The sequence below is a fragment of the Yersinia vastinensis genome, from assembly GCF_044905075.1.
Lineage (GTDB): Bacteria > Pseudomonadota > Gammaproteobacteria > Enterobacterales > Enterobacteriaceae > Yersinia > Yersinia vastinensis.
The window spans coordinates 2069904-2088099 of the sequence record NZ_CP173260.1 but is presented as its reverse complement, the minus strand read 5'-3'; the positions used below and the strand labels follow the sequence as shown (position 1 = coordinate 2088099).

Genomic DNA, 18196 nt, shown 5'->3' with positions numbered 1-18196 from the left:
TTCCGTAGAGTATATTCATATTCTGACACCCACGATATAAACGCGGTCATCTGCTGATGCTCTTATCATTTAATATAAAAGCATATATCAAGGTTTGATAGCCTGACTCAATTTATTAAGTGCGCCATAGTCATTAACAAATTCAATATCAACAGTGGAGCCTGAACTGTTTCCCGGCAATGCAAATGTTAGCGAATCTTTAGGGCTGATCATTTGTCCTTCAACTTGGGATCTCTTCCCACCAGCATTAACTGCCACCGTCACCAGAGAAACATGGAAAGGTGTTGGGTTAGTGACTTTAAGTCCACCGGGGGCTTTCGTCCAAACTAATGATTTTGCAGCCTCATTCGGATTACCAGTTAACCCTTGAGGACGGAAAAATAATTTAATACGTGAGCGATAAGCCATCTGTAAATAATTTTGGTTACTGCCCGCATCGGCCTTAGCCGGTATTTCTAATACATTAAGCCAAAAAACAGATTCTTTATCTTTTGGTAACGTCGCACCGGTATAACTGATTCGCAGTGTCTGACTTTTATTCGGTTCGACTCGATTAATTGGAGGAGTAAGTACAAAAGGTACTTTTAATGTTTCTGGGCGAGCATTGACATCACCACTATCGATCCAGCTTTGTACTACCACTGGACCTTTCCCCATATTACTGACTTTTACAGTGACTTCTTTTTGGTTCTCTGGGTAAATAACCCGAGTACCACTGATCACTACACTGGCTTGGACAGAACGTCCAACCAATAAAATCAATAACAAAGCTGAAAAGGCTGTGAATAAAATACGGTGAGTTCTGGTCATAACAACCTCAACACTTAATGAATGAGTGCATAATTCAATTTTAGTTCTTATAGTCAAAAAGGGCAGATATCTGCCCTTTAAATTTCAGTTTTACTTGTTAATACTTATTTGTATTGGATAGAGTAGACAACGTTGCTGATAACAGTACCTGGTGTGGTTTCACCGTTAGCATAATATTGAACAGCATACGGCAGTGTTGCAGAGCCAGACGATGCATCAATATACGTGGTGTTCGTTGCCTGGCTGGTATCACCCGCCTTGATCGGAGTCATGTTAGACCCATCCAGTAATTCAAGACTGACCTGGCCTGCAGAACCACTGACATTTTTCAAGTGACCAGTAACGATATCGACACTCGAACCCGCTTCAAAGAAAGCAGAAACTGTTTTAAGTGCACCGGTGCAATTGCTCAGGGCCATATTAAAGCCGGTATTACCTGCTACTTGGTCCGCTGAAGCCAATTGACTCGTACTGACAGTAGGCAGTACGACGGTTGCATCTGCACCCTGCCCATCTACGGATACATTACAGGTAGACGCTGTTAATTCGCCTGTAAAGTTGATAGTTCCGGTAGATGCAGCTTGAGCGGTGCTAACACCAACGAATGCAGCAACGACTGAGGCAATAATAGCTAAGTTTTTCATTTGTAATTCCACTAATTAATAAATGCATGAGTTAAATAACTCAATACTATTGTGTGTCAATCCGATCGTGAGTCGCCTCACAATAACCATTAGATATTTATTTATCGCTGCTGAACAATAAGGTCAGTTCAATGAGTTTTTCAAAAAACTCAATCAATTTTAAAAAAAATTAATGTTGCCAAGTAAGCACAAACGATATCTTAAATATCATTTATAGATATGAGAAATGCGGGGGTAACTAATATTATAAACAAATGAATCTTGTGTTTAGTGCATTAGAATTCCAAATATCCTTATAACCGACCTCAATAACTATGATCCGGAGTATACGCGATCAAATTCACTAGTAAATGGACACATAAAAGATCTTTGGTCCAATCTGTAGTGATTAATTAGAGCATTACTTCACTCTACCACCCATTACGCAAAATTATATGTCGACTGTAATTTGAAAGATAAGTGTTAATAACGGTTAAGATTGTTTTAGTAGCGTATTATGTTATAACCCGAAAATAATAAAATAATACTTTTCTGCTTTTAAGGGGGAAAAATCATCTTATTTAATGGATTTCACCTACACTTATATATGAAATTTCCTATAAATACATAGGAAAGTGTTAAATTAAAATCATCTACTTATCTCAATATAGTAATATAAATACACTTATTTCTTAACAAATAAAAATCAACATGTTGATTTAATTGAATTTAATTCAAACAGCATTGTTATTTTTTAAACCATAGCGTATATCGATCAAAATACATACAAAGTTATCGTGCAGAACTCTAGATATCCTAAAATGGTCATTAAACACACAGATGATAACACTTAACTCTATGACCAGATTGGTATAATGCATCAATGAATAGATGATTTACAGATTTAAACACCCGTTATGAAATTCTGAAGTTATCACGTAGTGAAAATAGTAATTATTATTATTTATCGTACGATTCTCAAATATTAATGCCTAGAGAATATAATATTTAACAATATATATACTTAATCAGCGCTAAATATGTGGCTTCACTTGGGGCGAATTATCAAGTTGTCTAATCGCTGGAGTGAAACTGGCTGCAACCGTTGCTATAACGACAGCAATAGCTGACACAAACAAAACAGTAGAAGTACCATAATGCATCGCCAGGGGACCTGCGGCAATTTCCCCAAGAGGAATAGCGACGAATGACCCCATAGCATCATAAGCATAAACTCGCGCCAATCTCTCTGGCGGAATATGAGTTTGTAGAGAATGGGCCCAAACCACGCCAAACTGCCCAAAACCAACCCCAGCAATGAAAAATGCCCCCATCAGAATGGGAGTTGAAGAAATCATGCTGAGAAGCGCAATCGGGATAGCACAAAGGGCAATCAGCATGACACCAATAAATAGGTCACGTCGCGGACGCCATCGAAGCGCAATAAAAGAACCGGCAATCAAACCAAGACTTTGCGTAGCAACAATCATCCCCCACCCCGTTCGCCCAAATGAAGCATCAGCAACGATAGGTCCAAGCACCATCACCACCCCGCTAAAAGCGGCATTCACAATGGTGAACTGAGCGACAATAGCCCACACCCAAGCACGAGAAATGAACTCCTGCCAGCCATCTCGTAAGTCTTGCAAGATATTCGTGTGTGATTCACTCGGTTTCGTTGAGTCAATACGGATCAACATATAAAGTGGTGCAGCCGCAGCAAATCCCAGTGCGTCAATAGCCAATCCCCAGCCTGGCCCAACCGCACTTGTTAAAATGCCACCAAGAGAAGCACCAATTACCGTTCCCGCATAAATACCCAATTGGATAAAAGCGTTGGCTTGTCGAAGGTGACGTGTGGGCACGGTTTGTGGAACCATCGCAGAGGAGGCCGGTAGCGCAATACCCGCAGCCGCACCATTGACAGCCCCCAGCAGCGCCAACCACATCACCGTTGCCGCACCATCAAGCACAAGCCAAGCAACAACGCCTTGGGATAATGCAGCAATGATGGAGGATGACAATAGAACAACACTTCGAGAATAGCGATCCGCAAGCACGCCGCCGATCAATAGAAAGGCAACGTTAAAAATAGACCGTGCGGCAACAACCAGCCCTAAATCGGTTGCACTTCCCCCGATATCCAGCACCGCAAAAGCTAGCGCAATAGGGGCGATGCCATTACCTAAAACGGTCAGTAAGCGGGCAAAAAATAAATTCCGAAAAGGGGCATAACTGAACGTATGTCGGGAAGATAAAACCGTAGAATTCACACTCACGTACTTTGCCCCAAACTAATTTCGAGAAGTGATTAAAACAATAACTTCAAACTGTTACTAAAAATATCTCGTCAGTATATCAGACTCCCCCACCCATCTGAGTGAGGAAATCATGAAATTATGTCACGACAGGCTGGGGCTTATTCGACTCAGTAAGATTTAAACAAACATTCGTATCGCACAATAAATTAATGCCGCGGCAAGGATCAGGTTGACTGTTTTACCGTGTTGCTGGAACAGTGTCTGAAAGAGATGCCCTGCTAAAGCCCAACATAAATTACCTATAATGCCGATAATGGCCAGCAGGAGACTAACAATGAGAACCCAAATAACATTGTGCGTATGGGGCAATACGAAAGTAGATAACGCTGTAATGCCGTACAAAATAATTTTTACATTGGCAAATTGAAGCCAGAAGCTCACCCAAAAACTCAAAGGCTTTGCTTCCGTATTTGATGACGAGGGTTCACTAATAACAATATGCCAGGCCAACCAAAGCACATATGCCGCCCCGGCCCAACTGAGCCACTGACTGATTGAGGGCAGAATGCTAATCAGTGTGAAAGTAAAAGCAGCACACAACAGCATGATAATTAAAAAACCGGCACTCATTCCTGCCAAAACCCGAGTGCTTTTTCTCAACCCATACTGATTAACCGAACTCAGTGCGAGAATATTATTAGGTCCAGGAGTCATGGCTGTAATAAGCGTATAAGTCAAAAACGCACTAACAATGGCTGATGTCACTTGTCTTCTCCAAAATTTTTTTTAGACTTTATCTCATTCGAAAGAATCAAAAAAACGAATGTTTTGATATCATCAATTCGATAATTTCGATTGATTAAGGTGACAGCCCATGGATTTACGCCGTTTCATTACGCTAAAAACAGTCGTGGAAGAAGGTTCTTTTATGCGTGCTTCAAGGAAGCTGTGCTGTACACAATCAACGGTAACCTTTCATATTCAACAACTAGAACAAGAGCTTTCAATGCAATTGTTTGAAAAAATTGGCCGCCGCATGCTGCTCACTGAGGCGGGAAAAAACCTGATGCCTCATGTATATGAACTCACCCGCGTTATGGCAGGTATACGTCAAGCCGCGCAGCAGGACGCAGAGCCAACAGGAGAACTGCGGGTTGCTACAGGGGAAACATTGCTGGCATATAAAATGCCGCAAGTATTACAGCGCTTTAAAATGAAAGCACCGAAAGTTCGTTTATCTCTGCAATCACTAAACTGCTATGTCATACGTGATGCATTACTGGCGGATGAGGCAGATTTAGGTGTTTTTTATCGTGTAGGTAATGACGACGCACTGCATATGACGAGTTTTGGAAAGCAAGATTTGGTTCTTGTCGCATCACCATTACTTAATGGTATGGATTTTACCCAGCCAAATCAGCATTTACCGGTGAGCTTCATTATTAATGAAACTCAGTGCATTTTTCGCCAAATTTTTGAAAGCACATTACGTCAGCGTGGTATTACACTCGAAAACACTATAGAGCTATGGAGTATCGAAAGTATTAAACGATGTGTCGCTAGCAACTTGGGCGTCACTTTCTTACCTCGTTTTACGGTTGAAAAAGAACTTCAGTCTGGCGAACTACAAGAACTTCATTTTTCAGAGAGTCCGCTAACCATCACCGCATTGTGCGCCCATCATGCGGGTAAATTTGTCAGCCCGGCAATGAGAGTCTTTATGGAATGCATACAAGAATGTTTATTGCCAGAAAGGGTTGCTGACACCACGGGTATATGACCTGCCAAGGTATCACCGACAAGACAAATGCAGATGGTCTTATATGCCAAAATGGAGAAGGAGGAAGAGTACTTTTCTTATTTGACAATAAAGGTGTACTTGAGAAACACAGAATTATTCACTCTTAGTCCCCTGTCATCTCAGGATTCTATCGCCTCACCACATATAGAATCCTATTAAGCTATTACTGCGGGCAACATCTTGTAATAGCGATTAAATATCCTAATGACACCTTTAGACACATTGAAGTCAGGCCCAAATTACAGCGCCAAAGGCCTATTATGGATAATATCTCTCATCACAAGCGTCGATTTGAGTTTGAGAACGCTTGGCAATGCTGACAATGTGCTGTCATACAGCTTTTGAAACGTCGTAATATCTTGTGTGACGATATGAAGCATGTAATCGGGTTCACCGAAAAGACGCTGCGCCTGAACTATCTCTGGAATATCCACTAAAGCATCTTCGAAAGCCCGCACGTTGTCACGGCTACTTTCCCGAAGAGAGGCAAATACAATAGCAGAGAAGTTCAACCCCACAGCCTCTGGTGCAATACTTGCCCGATATCCAGTAATAACACCCGCATCCTCAAGCGCCCTGACTCGGCGGTGGCAGGGTGATAAGCTCAAACCAACACGTTTGCCTAGATCGGTGACAGAAAGTCGCCCATCTTTTTGTAGTTCAGCAAGAATTTTTCGATCTAGTTTATCCATGAGGTATATTCTCCCTTAATTTGGCTATTTTAGGCAAGATATTAAAAGCACCTTTCAGTAACCCACTGATATTATTCATCTCATTATTCTTATGAGTTTTGGTGGTGATTAATTGGAAACTAATATGTTAGTGGCATTCTGGATTGTGTCGTTTTCTCTGGTCATTACGCCTGGCGCAGACTGGGCTTTTGCCATCTCTTCGGGGCTGAGAAACAGAGCACTGTTTCCTGCTGTGACTGGCATGCTAATCGGCTATCTTGCAATTACTGTCGTCGTAGCTGCAGGTGTCGGTGTACTTGTTACCAGTGCTCCCGTCGTCCTTGTCGTGCTGACATATCTCGGTGCCGCCTATCTTTTGTGGCTTGGTATTCATGTTCTACGGGATCCTCCCGTTCCAGCCACTGACAATGAACGGTCATCGGGAAGTTACTCGACTACACTGCTTCGGGGCTTCGGTATCAGTGGAATGAACCCAAAGGCACTGCTCCTTTTTCTGGCACTTGTTCCGCAATTCACAAATCAAAGTGCGACATGGCCAATCGCTATCCAGATAGGAGTGATGGGAATTGCGCATATTATCAATTGTGGTGTGGTTTATTCTCTCGTAGGGATCGGTTCAAAAATAGTTCTGCGAACACGCCCAAGCGCTGCCCGGCGAGTGAGCCAATTTTCAGGGATTATTATGATTGTCATCGCCCTCTTACTCATCGGCGAACAGAGTTTTGCCCACTTTCAGTAGTTAGTCAGAGTAAAGTTATGTACTAATGTTAACTATATTATCCGGCAGATAAATTTAAAAAGGCCGCCTCAGCGGCCCCCACTATTTCTATCGTTTATTTATTCTTCAAGATAATGACTGCCCATCTCATCCAGAGCATTTGATATCATCATGATGGTGATACATTGCTTTTCTTTAGAGGGTTGATCATTAAATTTAGACTGACAGAAAACATTCATTTTCCCTGCCCAATACGCTTTAAGCAGAGATGAATCTACTAACTTTATGCACGCAATATACTCTTTGTTAACATAATTACGATTACATACCGCTTCAGAAACTCTTGTTATTGCAGGTACAGCAATAGGTTCATTTATCTGCATTGATAATGAAAACACGGGTGCTGAAATAATCAATATTGCTGTAATAAATTTCATATTAATAACCTAATTAACCATAAGGATAATAAAGTTCACATTGAGTAACTCAACGAATATTAAATGAATAGATATTATCGATGCGCCATATCTCAAAAAATAATGTAATAGGTGGAAATATAAAAAATATATTAAATTAATTTTAGTGCGTATTTTATTACGCTATCTCAAGGTTTGCCCCCCTCTTTTTATCCTCCCATCTCTGTCAGAAACCACGGGAGCGCGCAAGCACGATAGCCATATGAAAACCAATTTTTCTGACTCACTTGCTCACTTTTTTATCGAAAGAGGGTAAATAGGTATGAACATAACCATTATTCGCATTTAACCCTTTACATAGGTTTTACGGCCCGCTTAAATAGCTGTAACATTTAGACTGTTTCACCCTTATACAGCCACATGATTTTGCTTACCTTGAGAAAATACAAATTCTTTGGAAGATGATAAACAAATAACGTGGACAAAAGGAAAATTGCCCCATGAGTACCGGAGTCGTCCTTCTTTACATTTACGCGATTGGAGCTATTGCCGCAACTTGCATCATCTTCCCTCTCACCCGTGATCAGAGTTTGGCTATCAGGCTGATATCATCACTTCTTATCGGTATAACTTGGCCTTTGAGCTTGCCGGTTGCCTTACTACTCTCTCTGTTCTGATTAAAACCACATTAAAAACACTACAATGACGTTGAGATTAATGGTTATAATTACAGCGGGACATAAAACAAATAGGAGGATGTATGTATCACTCTATTTTGGTACCTGTGGACATCTCAGATCCTGAGTTCACTTCACAAGTTATTGCACATGTTGAAGCACAAGCAAATATTACTGATGTCGCTCATGTTCATTTCCTGACAGTCATTCCAACGTTTCCCTATTATGCCTCTTTGGGTCTCGCCTATTCAGGAGAAGCCCCAGATCAAGAGCAGATCAAAAATGAGGCATTATTAAAACTTTCCGAACTCATTGCTAAGTTTGATATCCCTGAAGATCGAGTCAAAAAACACATTACCTCAGGTTCCCCCAAAGACGAAATACTGAGAGTTGCCGATGTCGTCAAAGCTGACTTAATTGTTATTGCTTCCCACCGCCCCGGCATCATGACTTATTTACTGGGCTCAAATGCAGCAGCGGTAGTTCGTCATGCCAAATGCTCCGTTCTGGTTGTGCGTTAATAGCGCCTATAACCCAAAGTGAGCGATTCACCTTAACAAAGAAATCTCGTCGAAATGGCAAGGTTTCTTTGCAATGGTGCATCCTGCATGGAATATTCTTCTTATTTGATCATATTTATATATCAGCACTATGACTCGATATAAAATTCGTTAATCGCCACCAACAGCCCCATTAAGCCAATAGCTAAATTCGCCAGCCGGCTTAAAATTCGTTATCATCCGCTCCCGCTCTCCATCTGGGTCGCCTGATGTCTAAGATTATCGATACCTTTATTGCTCCACCGTGTCATGACAAGATCGAGACTCTCTATCAGGACGATCACCTCGTGCTTATCAATAAACCCACAGGGCTGCTCAGTCTCTCGGGGAAAAACCCGCAAAATCTCGATTCGGTGCATCATCGGCTGGTAAAGGTTTTTCCCGATTGTACCCTAGTCCACCGCCTTGATTTCGGTACTTCGGGGCTAATGGTGATTGCCCGCAATAAGACTATAAATGCCGCCCTCTGCCAGCAGTTCAGCCAACGCACAGTGACTAAAGTGTACAGGGCACTGCTCTGCGGGCATCTGGCTAACAACGAAGGGATGATAGATGCAGCGATTAGCAAAGATCCGGCGCTGTTTCCGCTGATGTCGATTTGTGCAACCCATGGGAAACCGGCGCGCTCCAGCTACCGAGTTATTGAGCGCTTTTATCATGAATTAGACGAAGGGACGTTACTACCATTGACGCGGGTAGAACTCACTCCAGAGACCGGACGTACGCACCAACTTCGTATCCACTGCCAGCAGTTGGGCCATCCTATTTTGGGCTGCGACCTGTATGGTGGTCTCCTACTGCCAGGCACCGAACAAGCTCCGCGCCTGATGTTGCACGCCAGTGAGCTACATTTTGTTCATCCCGTGAGCAAAGAGTGGATCAGAACCCATAATGCCAGTCCGTTCTGAATACCAAAGTATCTACTCAGAATAACCCTGTGTTATCCACAAACTGGCTGAACATAAAATCTGAATGAAAAACCCCGAGGGGCCTTTCATTTATCAATATTGGCAAAACGTTAATTACCACATCAGATCATCGGGTACTTTAAAATCAGCATACGGATCTTCTTCATCTTGCTCTTCCTGACTCAGCGCACTATTTAATACAATACTGTTCGCATCTCGCTGCGCAATTTTATCGGCTACGCTTGCGGGAATAATAGCGTATTCACTCTCACCGCTGTTACCAACCACCAAACGAGCAATAGCAAGACGACCGCTAATTAACTGATCTTGAGTCACCTTATCCACAACTATTTTTTTAATTAAATTATTATCAGTGAAGTTAAAACCTATATCGCCTTTTGAAATGTCGATTTTGTTCATTTCAATGAGTTGCTTCACCTGCGCTTTATATTCTTTAGATAAAGCAGCTTGTTTTTGTTGTTCGCTTAGCTGTCTATCACGCTCAAGTTGTGCCTTTTTATTTTCTTCCACTGCTTCTCTCGCCTCACGAGCCTGAACTCGTGATTTTTTAGCCGTTCGTTGGACTTTGGCCATTTTTTTGCTGGTCACTAATCCAGCTTTGAGCATCTGCTCTTGTAGCGTGAGTTTTGTCATCTTCGTTTCTAAACCAGTTGAATAATTTGTGGGATTATACCTGTAATCTTTAAGGCTGTACCAGATTGCAGGATCTGAACGCTGTGTGGCTTAAGTGTGAAGACACCGCTCAACTAATAATGCCCGCATCGAGTGTTGCGCTATTTTCTTTCGCCGGTTCCCACACACATGGAACACCACACACCTTTTCAATGAACGCACAAAGCGCTACAGCGCCATCTTCAATCGTATTGTAAGGTTCTGAACCGTAAATTTCGTTTTTCCCTTTGAACCAACCACGATGTTCTGGACGCACATCCACGGAAGTGAAGCGTTTTAAACTATCTGGACTAGTACGGATCCGGAAACCTCCGTTCTTGTCGCGCTGAAGCATATGCACACCAGTAGTGTTGTTACCTTTCGTGTTAGCAAGATTGACCATTTTTGATTCCTATTTGTATTAGTCACAATAACGACCTTCGGTATATCTATCAAAGTGTGGCACGCCAAACAACACAACCATCACATCTTCACATGATCAATAAACGCTCTGAGTTTTGGTGCCAGATTTTTCCGACTGGAGAAGTAGAGATAAAAACCGGGGAATGTCGGTAACCACTCATCTAATAACGTCATCAGTTCACCGCGCTCAATGTAAGGTTGAAAAGTTTCTGCCATACCAAAGCTAATCCCCCCTCCAGCGCATACGGTACGGATCATCACGCCCATATCGTTAGTGGTGAGCTGGGGATTGACGTTCACATTAAAATCACGGCCCTTATCGTCAAACTCCCAGCGATAGGGCGAAACTCCTGGGCATTTTCGCCAGCCAATACAGCGATGATGGATAAGCTCGTTCGGGTGCTGCGGAATGCCATGTTGCGCAATATAGGCTGGGGATGCCACGGCAACCTGCCGCTGCATGGTTGAAACAGGCACCGCAATCATGTCCTGTCCGATGACCTCCCCAAGTCGCACACCAGCATCATAACCCTGCTCAACGATATCGAACTCTTCATCAGTGATAGTAATGTCCAGTTCGACATGCGGATAAGCGGAGATAAAGTCCGCCAGTAGCTTTCCGCCAATTATTCTCTCCGCAATCGAGGAGATTGCCAGCCGTAACTGACCACGCGGCTCCGCCATCTGGTCCGCGATATCTGTCGCTGCACAATTCAATTGTTCAATGGCGGGAGCGGCGTCAGCATAGAGTCGTTTCCCTGCTTCGGTCAGGTTGATACTGCGTGTTGTTCGCTGCATCAGTGAAATGTTCAGTCGATCTTCCAATCGACGTAACGTTTGGCTGATTGCTGAGCGAGTCACCCCTAACCGCTCTGCCGCTATCCGAAAATTACGTGTCTGCGCCACGATAACAAATACCTCAAGCGCGTTCTTATCAACTGTCATTGGTTAGCCACCGTTACCAGCCTATTAAGTAATGAGCGGATTATCTTTATAGTCCTGCCGGCGTAAGATCACCAGCACAATGTAAACAGGAGAGATGTATGACTCATAAAGTGATCTTAATTACCGGAGCATCTAGCGGCATTGGTGCCGGAATCGCGCGCGAGCTGGCAAAAACTAATGCTGTACTGCTATTGGGCGCCCGTCGCGAAGAACGTTTAGCCGCGCTGGCTGAGGAGCTACGTTTTAACGGAGCAATAGTCGAGATACATGCATTAGACGTGACTCGCCGTAGCTCAGTGGAGCAGTTTGCTACCTTCGCACTGGAAAAATGGGGCCGCATAGATGTCATAATCAATAATGCTGGTATCATGCCGCTATCGCTCATGGCCTCGCTTAAAGTGGATGAGTGGGATCAAATGGTCGATGTGAATATTAAAGGGGTGCTTTATGGTATTGCTGCAGTATTACCGTCGATGCTGGAGCGCTCCTCAGGACATATCATTAATATTGCCTCAGTCGGGGCTTTGACGGTGTCACCAACCGCAGCGGTCTACTGTGCCACGAAGTTTGCGGTACGAGCAATTTCCGATGGCTTACGTCAGGAAAATAGTCAGCTACGGGTAACCTGTGTACATCCTGGGGTCGTCGAAAGTGAACTGGCCGACAGCATCACTGATCCGACAGCCGCTGAAGCGATGAAAAGCTACCGTGCCATTGCACTACAACCAGATGCTATTGGCCGCGCGGTACGCTATGTTATTGAGCAGCCGGATAATGTGGATGTAAACGAGATAGTCGTCAGACCGACGCAGACCATGCATTAATATTCCCCAACGGCTTACCGCTGTTACAAATAGGGCATTAGCTTAACTGTTGATGATGCAGCGATAACCTCGCTGCAGCTTTGTCATTGCCAGTATCCCGCAGAATCAAGCCATTCATATTTAGAGATCTTCCGGCATACTTATTCTGCCAACAAAGGGATCGCTACGCATAAAGCTCGTTTGACAATTCAGCGCCTCGGTAAACACCTCTATAAAACTCCCGGTGAATCGCCCTTCTTAGCGCAAATGCAACGTGATGCCAACGATAAACAGCCCTAACATACGGTGCATCAGTCTGCTCTATCAAAACTTGTGTCAAATTTTCGTCTTAAATTACTCAGCGCGGATAGTTACCCACTGAGCGGTTAACCGCAGCCCACGCCGTTTTTAAATCACGCTGGCTCATTGCCAGTGATTGTCGGGCCTGAATGTAGCTTCGCTGGCTGTCGAGTACATTGATAAAGCTTGTCAGCCCGCCGTCGTAACGCGCCTGAATCAGAGACATTGCCTCTCTGGCGCTTTTCTCACGTTGTTCCTGTTCAGTCAGCTTTTGCTGCGCGGCTGCGTATCGACTAAGCGCATCATCAATTTCTTGCCATGCTTTCAGTACAGTTTTATGAAAATCGACAGCAGCCTGCTGCTGATCAGTCTCACGCAAAACAACGGTAGCTTTGCGGCGACCTTGGTCAAACAACGGCAGATTTAGACTCGGGCCTACCGACCAGGAACGGCTCCCCCATTCGGCAAAGTTGTTTTCACTATAAGAATCAAAACCGAGATGGGCACCCAACGTAATGCTCGGGTACAACTCCGCCTCCGCGACCCCAATTCTGGCGGTAGCAGCATGTAGACGAGCTTCGGCAGCACGAATATCCGGGCGATTCAGGGCGACTTCGGATGGAATACCTAAATTTAGTGGCGGTAGAGTATGCGGGGTCAATAAATTGGGTTTGAATGCTAACTCCTGCTGCAATGCTCCGGGATGCTCCCCCAACAGCAGTAATAGCTGGTTCATCGCGACGCCCTCCTGCTGTTGGAGTTCAATCAAGTTGGCTCGGGTGGCTGCCAGTTCACTTTGTTGCCTTTCGAAATCGGTATAATCCAGCTCACCACCGTCTGTTCTGGCTCGGATAAGAGACAGACGTTCTTCCATCGCCTGCACATCCTCTTTAGCCAGCGCTATTTGCTGCTGGATACCCCTGAGGTTGTAGTAATTATTCACCACGTCGCCGATGATACTGAGCCGAGCAAGCTCCAACATCGCCTGTTGTGAGGACATGTCGGCATCGGAGGCTTCTATAGCTCTGCGAACATGACCCCAAAGATCGATTTCCCATGAGAAATCCAGACCCGCCTGATACCAAGTATAAGGCTCAGTCATTAAGTCAATCAGCTCATCGGGCTGTGGTAACACCTCCTTAAGTGCCCGTGTAGAAGGGCTATTTTCACTCAGTTGCTCGCGGCTGACTTTGCCAGTGGCGTTAATATCAGGTGTCTGAGATGACGCAGTGATGCGGTACTGAGCGCGAGCGCTGGAGAAGCGCAGCGCTGCAGTTTTGATATCAGGGCTGGCCAACAGTGCCCGATTGACCAGACTGTCGAGTACCGGATCGTTGTAACGCTTCCACCACTGGTGGTCGACCATCACTTCCACCCCGTTCACCGCATGAAGTGAAGCATCGCCACTGCGCCAAGTTGTCCAGTCAGCAGGCGCATCTGTTTTTGGCTTTTGATAGTCAGGCCCCACGGTGCATCCATTCAGCACAGCGATAGCCATTAATGTCACTAGGACTGGTAATTTATTACCAAAAACACAAGAAAAACGGCGTTTCATCAGGATACCTGTATCAGTAAAGTCGGTTACGAAAAAGCCATGCGGCCAATGGCAGTGTGATGGCAGACATCACCAGCATCGGAATAAAATTAAACGCGATATCCATAAATCCGGCACCTTCCAGATAGACTCTTCTAACCAGATCGATGGCGAATCGCAGCGGATTGGCGTAGGTCAGGGTGTCGAGAATAGCGGGCATAGTCTGCACTGGTGTCAGCATGCCGGATAACAACATTAGCGGCATCATCAGCAGGAAGGTGTAAAGCATCGCTTGCTGCATATTGATTGAAACAGCAGATATCGACAGGCCGATCCCAACGGCAGCAATGTTAAAACTGACCAAGCCGAGATACAGCAGTGTTATCGAACCATTCATGGGAATACGGAACCAGAACAGAATAATCAGCAAAATAATGGTCGACTGGACCAGCCCCACCATAATCGAAGGCAATGCCTTACCAATCAGTAACTGCATCGGCGTGAAAGGCGTGACCAGCAACTGATCAAATGTTCCCTGCTCACGCTCGCGGGCAACGGACAGAGCGGAAAGCAATAAAGTTTGCATCATACTTAATGCCGCAATTAACGTCGGCATCAGCCCCCAGCGCGATTCCAGATTGGGGTTATACCACGCGCGGGTTTCCACCGAGATTGCGGGTTTGTTGCCCGTTTTACGTTGATTAAAATCGGCGACTACCGCACTGACATAACTGGCTGCAGCACCTGCGGTTGAGGAATTGCGCCCATCCAGAATCATCTGTAATGGAGAGGACTCTCCTCGGTTGAGTTTATCCTCAAAATCAGCCGGGAAGGTCAGGACTAACAAAGCACCACCTGCCAGCACAACATCCTGTATCTGTGAAGCCGACGTCAGAGTTGCCGTACGGTTAAAAACTCCGGTGCCATCTAGATGAGCCAGCAGCTCCGTGGATGCCTGCCCCCGGCTTTGGTCAAGCACGGCATAATCCACGTGGTTGACATCATAAGTCGCAGCATAGCCAAACAACAGCGCCTGCAAGAATGCGGGCGCAAAAAGAATCACCCGATTTGCCGGCTCTTTCAGGATCGCCAAAATCTCCTTATGAATAAGAAAACTGATATGACGTAGCCAGAGGGTCATGGTATTCATCAGCGGTTATCTCAGTCGTTTGCGCAGAGAAATACGCGAGGCGTTTATCAGCACCAGAGCGTAAAACAATAAAATCCCGCACTCTTTAAAAAACATCGTCCAGTTATCGCCCCCGAGAAACAGTGTTTTGATAAGCGACATAAAATGCGTGGCGGGTAGGATTTGGCTTATCACCTGAATAACAACCGGTAAGTTGCGGATATCGAAAACGAATCCGGAAAGCATCATGGCAGGCATAAAACTGGCGATAAGTGCAACTTGGCTGGCCAAAAACTGCCCGGGGGCAAAACCAGAGATAGTCAGCCCCAACCCCAGAGAAACCAGAAGATAAAGCAGAGAAGAAACTGCAATGGCCCAAAGGGAGCCGCGGACCGGAACCTCAAACAAATAATGTGCAGCCAGTAGGCAAATAACCAAGTCTATTGCACCGAGGACCATATAGGGCGCGAGTTTCGCCAACACCATTTCAAGCGGGCGTACGGGTGTCACAAAGAGCGCTTCGAGCGTGCCGCGTTCGCGTTCGCGTGCGATCAGCAACCCGGTCAGAAATGCACCAATCAGCGTCAGAATCAGCACCACCAAGCCCGGAACGATAAACCAGGTACTATTACCGGATTCGTTAAACCACATACGTTGCTCAACAATGACGCTGCCGGTGTTGATGGCGTTCCCGCCACGGTCAGCAACAATGGCCGCCTGAGTTGCCAGCGCCCCGGTAACATAAGCCTGCGCCGCACTGGCGACGCTGGTCGATGCGCCATTCAATAAAAGCTGGACCTGCGCATTTCCTGCTGTCAGGCGCTGAGCAAAATCTGAAGGAATACGCAGAATTGCATCAGTTTCTCCTTTGCGCAGCGCATTCTGAGCAGCATTTAAGCTGGCATATTCTTCAACAGTAAGATAACGGCTGCCTTGTAATGCGGTGACAATCTGCCAAGACTGTGGCGTACGCTGTTCCTGTACCACTGCAATTCTGGCGTTCGACAAATCAAACGACAGCCCGTAGCCAAATAACAGAATCAAAACAACAGGCAGAAGAAGCCCCACAGCAAGGTTACTTTTATCCCGTAGCAACTGGCGTGTTTCTTTACGGGTCAACGAGACCAATCGGCTCATGAAGGTGGAGCGTTTCATCGTTGTGCCTCCGCTTTATGATTCTGGGCGCGGGCATTCTCGACAATCGCAATAAAGGCCGTATTCATATCTGCCGCATGTTCCAGTCCAGCCTGCTGACGTACTTCACGAGGGGTGCCGAGCGCCAACATCTTTCCCGCATCCTGAATCGCGATGCGGTCACAGTATTCAGCCTCTTCCATAAAATGTGTGGTCACGATAACCGTGATGCCCTTGTTGGCCAGCTCACCAATCGTGTACCAGAAAGCGCGCCTTGCTAGTGGGTCAATCCCACTGGTGGGTTCATCCAGAAAGACGATTTCGGGTTCATGTAGTAAAGCCGCCGCCATCGATAAACGCTGCTTAAACCCACCGGGGAGTTCGCCGCTAATAGCATTAGGATCAAGGTCAAACTGGGCAAGAGATGTCTCTATTTGCTGCGTCAAATGTTTACCAGACAGACCGTAGGCCCCGCCGAAAAACGTTAAATTCTCGCGCACAGACAGGTTGCCGTATAAGGCGAACTTTTGCGAAACGTAGCCGATCCGCGCTCGCGCTTTGGCCCTTGCCGTTCGCAGATTCATTCCGGCAACTTCAAGATGACCACTGGTTGCAGGCAATAGCCCACAAAGCATTCTGAAGGTGGTGGTTTTTCCTGCCCCATTTGGCCCGAGCAGACCAAAGATCTCCCCCCGATTGACATCAAAAGAAGTGCTGGCTACAGCAGTAAAATCGCCAAACTGACGGACCAGATCACGGACAACAATGACCGGTTTTCCCTCGTCACCAGAGTTATCCTGGCGGGAAACCATATCGGCTTTGACGGGCTGAGAAACTGTCTTTTTATCCTGATGTTGAGCTTGGTGAAGCAAAACCATGAAGCCATCTTCTAGCTCGGCCTCACGGCGCGTGGCATGTATCTTGCGGGCAAGAGTATCATCGCTGCCCGATTGGCTGATAAAACGAACTGCATCCCCTTTAGGCACGGCATCAATGATTTGCTGTCGATTTTCCAGCAGACTTGCCTGCAAACTCCGGGCTCTCATCCCTATTGTTGGTATCGCTTGCCATGTCAGACCTTCAGCTTTGCTACGCAATGCGTCAGGAGTGCCCTGAGCGAGAATTTTGCCCTGATACATGACATACACTTGAGCGCAGCGCTCCGCTTCATCCATGTATGCTGTGCTTATAATCACGCTCAGTTTTTCATCTTGGACCAGTTGCTCAATGATTTTCCACAGATCCCTGCGTGACAAAGGATCAACCCCCACACTGGGCTCATCAAGCAGCAGCAAGTCTGGCGAGCGCACCAGCGTGCAGGCCAAGCCCAACTTCTGCTTCATACCTCCAGAGAGTTTGCCTGCTGGCCGGGCGGTAAAACGGGTAAGGTCAGTGATAGACAAAAGTTTATCGAATCGTTCTTTGCGAGTTTGCTGGTCGACACCATGCAGATCGGCGTACAGATCGAGATTCTCTTGAACACTCAAATCTTCATATAACCCGAAACGTTGAGGCATGTAACTGATGCGGTTTTGTACTGCCTGCGGATCGATGCTGACATCGGTACCCAATACAGTAAGACTGCCGGAAGAAGGCGCATACAGCCCGGCAATGAGCCGCTGAAAGGTGGTTTTTCCTGCGCCATCTGGACCGACGAGCGCCGTCAGTTCTCCAGCGCGAATATTCATCGTCAGATTATCGACTGCCCGGACTTCTGCCGCGGTTTTTGTTGCCCCGGGGAAGAGCCGCACAAGATCCTGAGCGATAACGACATAATGATTACTCACTCT

The 18196-nt window shown here is 45.7% G+C and carries 19 protein-coding genes; 6 read left to right on the top strand and 13 right to left on the bottom strand.

Going from position 1 to position 18196, the window contains the following annotated elements:
- Positions 1–87 precede the first annotated feature (87 nt).
- From ACIOG0_RS09675 to eamB, 4 genes are all read right to left on the bottom strand, one after another.
- Positions 88–810, bottom strand: coding sequence for a molecular chaperone (locus ACIOG0_RS09675; RefSeq protein WP_050097439.1), 723 nt, complete (start codon positions 808–810; stop codon positions 88–90).
- A gap of 104 nt (positions 811–914) precedes the next feature.
- Positions 915–1454: a fimbrial protein gene (locus ACIOG0_RS09670; protein WP_050097438.1), complete on the bottom strand. Its 540-nt coding sequence runs from the start codon at positions 1452–1454 to the stop codon at positions 915–917.
- Positions 1455–2467: 1013 nt separating this feature from the next.
- Positions 2468–3712 (bottom strand): MFS transporter, encoded by a 1245-nt coding sequence (locus tag ACIOG0_RS09665; RefSeq protein WP_145582035.1) that lies wholly within the window; start codon positions 3710–3712, stop codon positions 2468–2470.
- Positions 3713–3871: 159 nt separating this feature from the next.
- Complete coding sequence (gene eamB, locus ACIOG0_RS09660; RefSeq protein WP_050097434.1) at positions 3872–4459, bottom strand: cysteine/O-acetylserine transporter; 588 nt, start codon at positions 4457–4459, stop codon at positions 3872–3874.
- 109 nt (positions 4460–4568) lie between these two features.
- On the opposite strand from eamB, the gene ACIOG0_RS09655 reads away from it, so the two are divergent.
- Positions 4569–5474, top strand: coding sequence for a LysR family transcriptional regulator (locus ACIOG0_RS09655; protein WP_050097433.1), 906 nt, complete (start codon positions 4569–4571; stop codon positions 5472–5474).
- A gap of 260 nt (positions 5475–5734) precedes the next feature.
- On the opposite strand, the gene ACIOG0_RS09650 is transcribed toward ACIOG0_RS09655, so the two are convergent.
- Positions 5735–6187, bottom strand: coding sequence for an Lrp/AsnC family transcriptional regulator (locus ACIOG0_RS09650; protein WP_050097431.1), 453 nt, complete (start codon positions 6185–6187; stop codon positions 5735–5737).
- Positions 6188–6311: 124 nt separating this feature from the next.
- Between ACIOG0_RS09650 and ACIOG0_RS09645 the strand changes: the two genes are divergently transcribed.
- The gene (locus ACIOG0_RS09645; RefSeq protein ID WP_050097428.1) at positions 6312–6926 is read left to right on the top strand and encodes a LysE family translocator; all 615 of its coding nucleotides are present in this window, start codon (positions 6312–6314) and stop codon (positions 6924–6926) included.
- A gap of 98 nt (positions 6927–7024) precedes the next feature.
- Here the strand turns inward: ACIOG0_RS09645 and ACIOG0_RS09640 are convergent, their stop codons facing one another.
- Positions 7025–7342, bottom strand: a complete 318-nt coding sequence (locus ACIOG0_RS09640) for a hypothetical protein (protein WP_050097421.1) — start codon at positions 7340–7342, stop codon at positions 7025–7027.
- Positions 7343–7821: 479 nt separating this feature from the next.
- Here ACIOG0_RS09640 and ACIOG0_RS09635 point away from each other — a divergent pair, with 479 nt between their 5' ends.
- The 3 genes from ACIOG0_RS09635 to ACIOG0_RS09625 all read left to right on the top strand — a co-directional run bounded on the left by ACIOG0_RS09635 (position 7822) and on the right by ACIOG0_RS09625 (position 9466).
- Entirely contained in the window at positions 7822–7998 is a 177-nt protein-coding gene (locus tag ACIOG0_RS09635; RefSeq protein ID WP_050097412.1) for a GhoT/OrtT family toxin, read from the top strand.
- Positions 7999–8081: 83 nt separating this feature from the next.
- Positions 8082–8519 (top strand): universal stress protein UspF, encoded by a 438-nt coding sequence (uspF, locus tag ACIOG0_RS09630; RefSeq protein ID WP_050097410.1) that lies wholly within the window; start codon positions 8082–8084, stop codon positions 8517–8519.
- Between the two features lie 248 nt (positions 8520–8767).
- Complete coding sequence (locus ACIOG0_RS09625) at positions 8768–9466, top strand: RluA family pseudouridine synthase (RefSeq protein WP_128450823.1); 699 nt, start codon at positions 8768–8770, stop codon at positions 9464–9466.
- Positions 9467–9580: 114 nt separating this feature from the next.
- Here the strand turns inward: ACIOG0_RS09625 and ACIOG0_RS09620 are convergent, their stop codons facing one another.
- From ACIOG0_RS09620 to ACIOG0_RS09610, 3 genes are all read right to left on the bottom strand, one after another.
- Positions 9581–10120, bottom strand: coding sequence for a DUF2058 domain-containing protein (locus ACIOG0_RS09620; protein ID WP_050097408.1), 540 nt, complete (start codon positions 10118–10120; stop codon positions 9581–9583).
- Positions 10121–10229: 109 nt separating this feature from the next.
- A complete protein-coding gene (locus tag ACIOG0_RS09615; protein WP_050139625.1) occupies positions 10230–10541 on the bottom strand; it encodes a hypothetical protein in 312 nt (103 codons plus the stop codon).
- An 80-nt stretch (positions 10542–10621) separates the two neighbouring features.
- Complete coding sequence (locus tag ACIOG0_RS09610; protein WP_050097406.1) at positions 10622–11506, bottom strand: LysR family transcriptional regulator; 885 nt, start codon at positions 11504–11506, stop codon at positions 10622–10624.
- A 98-nt stretch (positions 11507–11604) separates the two neighbouring features.
- Between ACIOG0_RS09610 and ACIOG0_RS09605 the strand changes: the two genes are divergently transcribed.
- Positions 11605–12330 (top strand): SDR family oxidoreductase, encoded by a 726-nt coding sequence (locus tag ACIOG0_RS09605; protein ID WP_050097405.1) that lies wholly within the window; start codon positions 11605–11607, stop codon positions 12328–12330.
- Positions 12331–12667: 337 nt separating this feature from the next.
- Here the strand turns inward: ACIOG0_RS09605 and ACIOG0_RS09600 are convergent, their stop codons facing one another.
- Genes ACIOG0_RS09600 through ACIOG0_RS09585 form a run of 4 tightly spaced genes read right to left on the bottom strand, consistent with a single transcriptional unit; the run spans position 12668 to position 18193 of the window.
- Positions 12668–14164, bottom strand: coding sequence for an efflux transporter outer membrane subunit (locus ACIOG0_RS09600; RefSeq protein WP_145582055.1), 1497 nt, complete (start codon positions 14162–14164; stop codon positions 12668–12670).
- 13 nt (positions 14165–14177) lie between these two features.
- The gene (locus tag ACIOG0_RS09595; RefSeq protein WP_050097403.1) at positions 14178–15293 is read right to left on the bottom strand and encodes an ABC transporter permease; all 1116 of its coding nucleotides are present in this window, start codon (positions 15291–15293) and stop codon (positions 14178–14180) included.
- A 6-nt stretch (positions 15294–15299) separates the two neighbouring features.
- Positions 15300–16427 carry an ABC transporter permease gene (locus ACIOG0_RS09590; RefSeq protein WP_128450825.1) on the bottom strand — a complete coding sequence of 376 codons (1128 nt, stop codon included), beginning with the start codon at positions 16425–16427 and terminating at the stop codon, positions 15300–15302.
- Complete coding sequence (locus tag ACIOG0_RS09585; protein ID WP_050097401.1) at positions 16424–18193, bottom strand: ATP-binding cassette domain-containing protein; 1770 nt, start codon at positions 18191–18193, stop codon at positions 16424–16426. The genes ACIOG0_RS09590 and ACIOG0_RS09585 overlap by 4 nt, the downstream gene beginning before the upstream one ends.
- Positions 18194–18196: the final 3 nt, after the last annotated feature.

Excerpts from the sequence above, each read along its gene's own strand:
- ACIOG0_RS09610 (WP_050097406.1), bottom strand. The coding sequence starts at position 11,506 with ATGACAGTTGATAAGAACGCGCTTGAGGTATTTGTTATCGTGGCGCAG.
- ACIOG0_RS09645 (WP_050097428.1), top strand. The coding sequence starts at position 6,312 with ATGTTAGTGGCATTCTGGATTGTGTCGTTTTCTCTGGTCATTACGCCT.
- ACIOG0_RS09655 (WP_050097433.1), top strand. The coding sequence starts at position 4,569 with ATGGATTTACGCCGTTTCATTACGCTAAAAACAGTCGTGGAAGAAGGT.
- ACIOG0_RS09670 (WP_050097438.1), bottom strand. The coding sequence starts at position 1,454 with ATGAAAAACTTAGCTATTATTGCCTCAGTCGTTGCTGCATTCGTTGGT.
- ACIOG0_RS09620 (WP_050097408.1), bottom strand. The coding sequence starts at position 10,120 with ATGACAAAACTCACGCTACAAGAGCAGATGCTCAAAGCTGGATTAGTG.
- ACIOG0_RS09675 (WP_050097439.1), bottom strand. The coding sequence starts at position 810 with ATGACCAGAACTCACCGTATTTTATTCACAGCCTTTTCAGCTTTGTTA.
- ACIOG0_RS09640 (WP_050097421.1), bottom strand. The coding sequence starts at position 7,342 with ATGAAATTTATTACAGCAATATTGATTATTTCAGCACCCGTGTTTTCA.
- ACIOG0_RS09625 (WP_128450823.1), top strand. The coding sequence starts at position 8,768 with ATGTCTAAGATTATCGATACCTTTATTGCTCCACCGTGTCATGACAAG.
- ACIOG0_RS09650 (WP_050097431.1), bottom strand. The coding sequence starts at position 6,187 with ATGGATAAACTAGATCGAAAAATTCTTGCTGAACTACAAAAAGATGGG.
- ACIOG0_RS09615 (WP_050139625.1), bottom strand. The coding sequence starts at position 10,541 with ATGGTCAATCTTGCTAACACGAAAGGTAACAACACTACTGGTGTGCAT.
- ACIOG0_RS09605 (WP_050097405.1), top strand. The coding sequence starts at position 11,605 with ATGACTCATAAAGTGATCTTAATTACCGGAGCATCTAGCGGCATTGGT.
- ACIOG0_RS09600 (WP_145582055.1), bottom strand. The coding sequence starts at position 14,164 with ATGAAACGCCGTTTTTCTTGTGTTTTTGGTAATAAATTACCAGTCCTA.
- uspF (WP_050097410.1), top strand. The coding sequence starts at position 8,082 with ATGTATCACTCTATTTTGGTACCTGTGGACATCTCAGATCCTGAGTTC.
- ACIOG0_RS09635 (WP_050097412.1), top strand. The coding sequence starts at position 7,822 with ATGAGTACCGGAGTCGTCCTTCTTTACATTTACGCGATTGGAGCTATT.
- ACIOG0_RS09590 (WP_128450825.1), bottom strand. The coding sequence starts at position 16,427 with ATGAAACGCTCCACCTTCATGAGCCGATTGGTCTCGTTGACCCGTAAA.
- ACIOG0_RS09595 (WP_050097403.1), bottom strand. The coding sequence starts at position 15,293 with ATGAATACCATGACCCTCTGGCTACGTCATATCAGTTTTCTTATTCAT.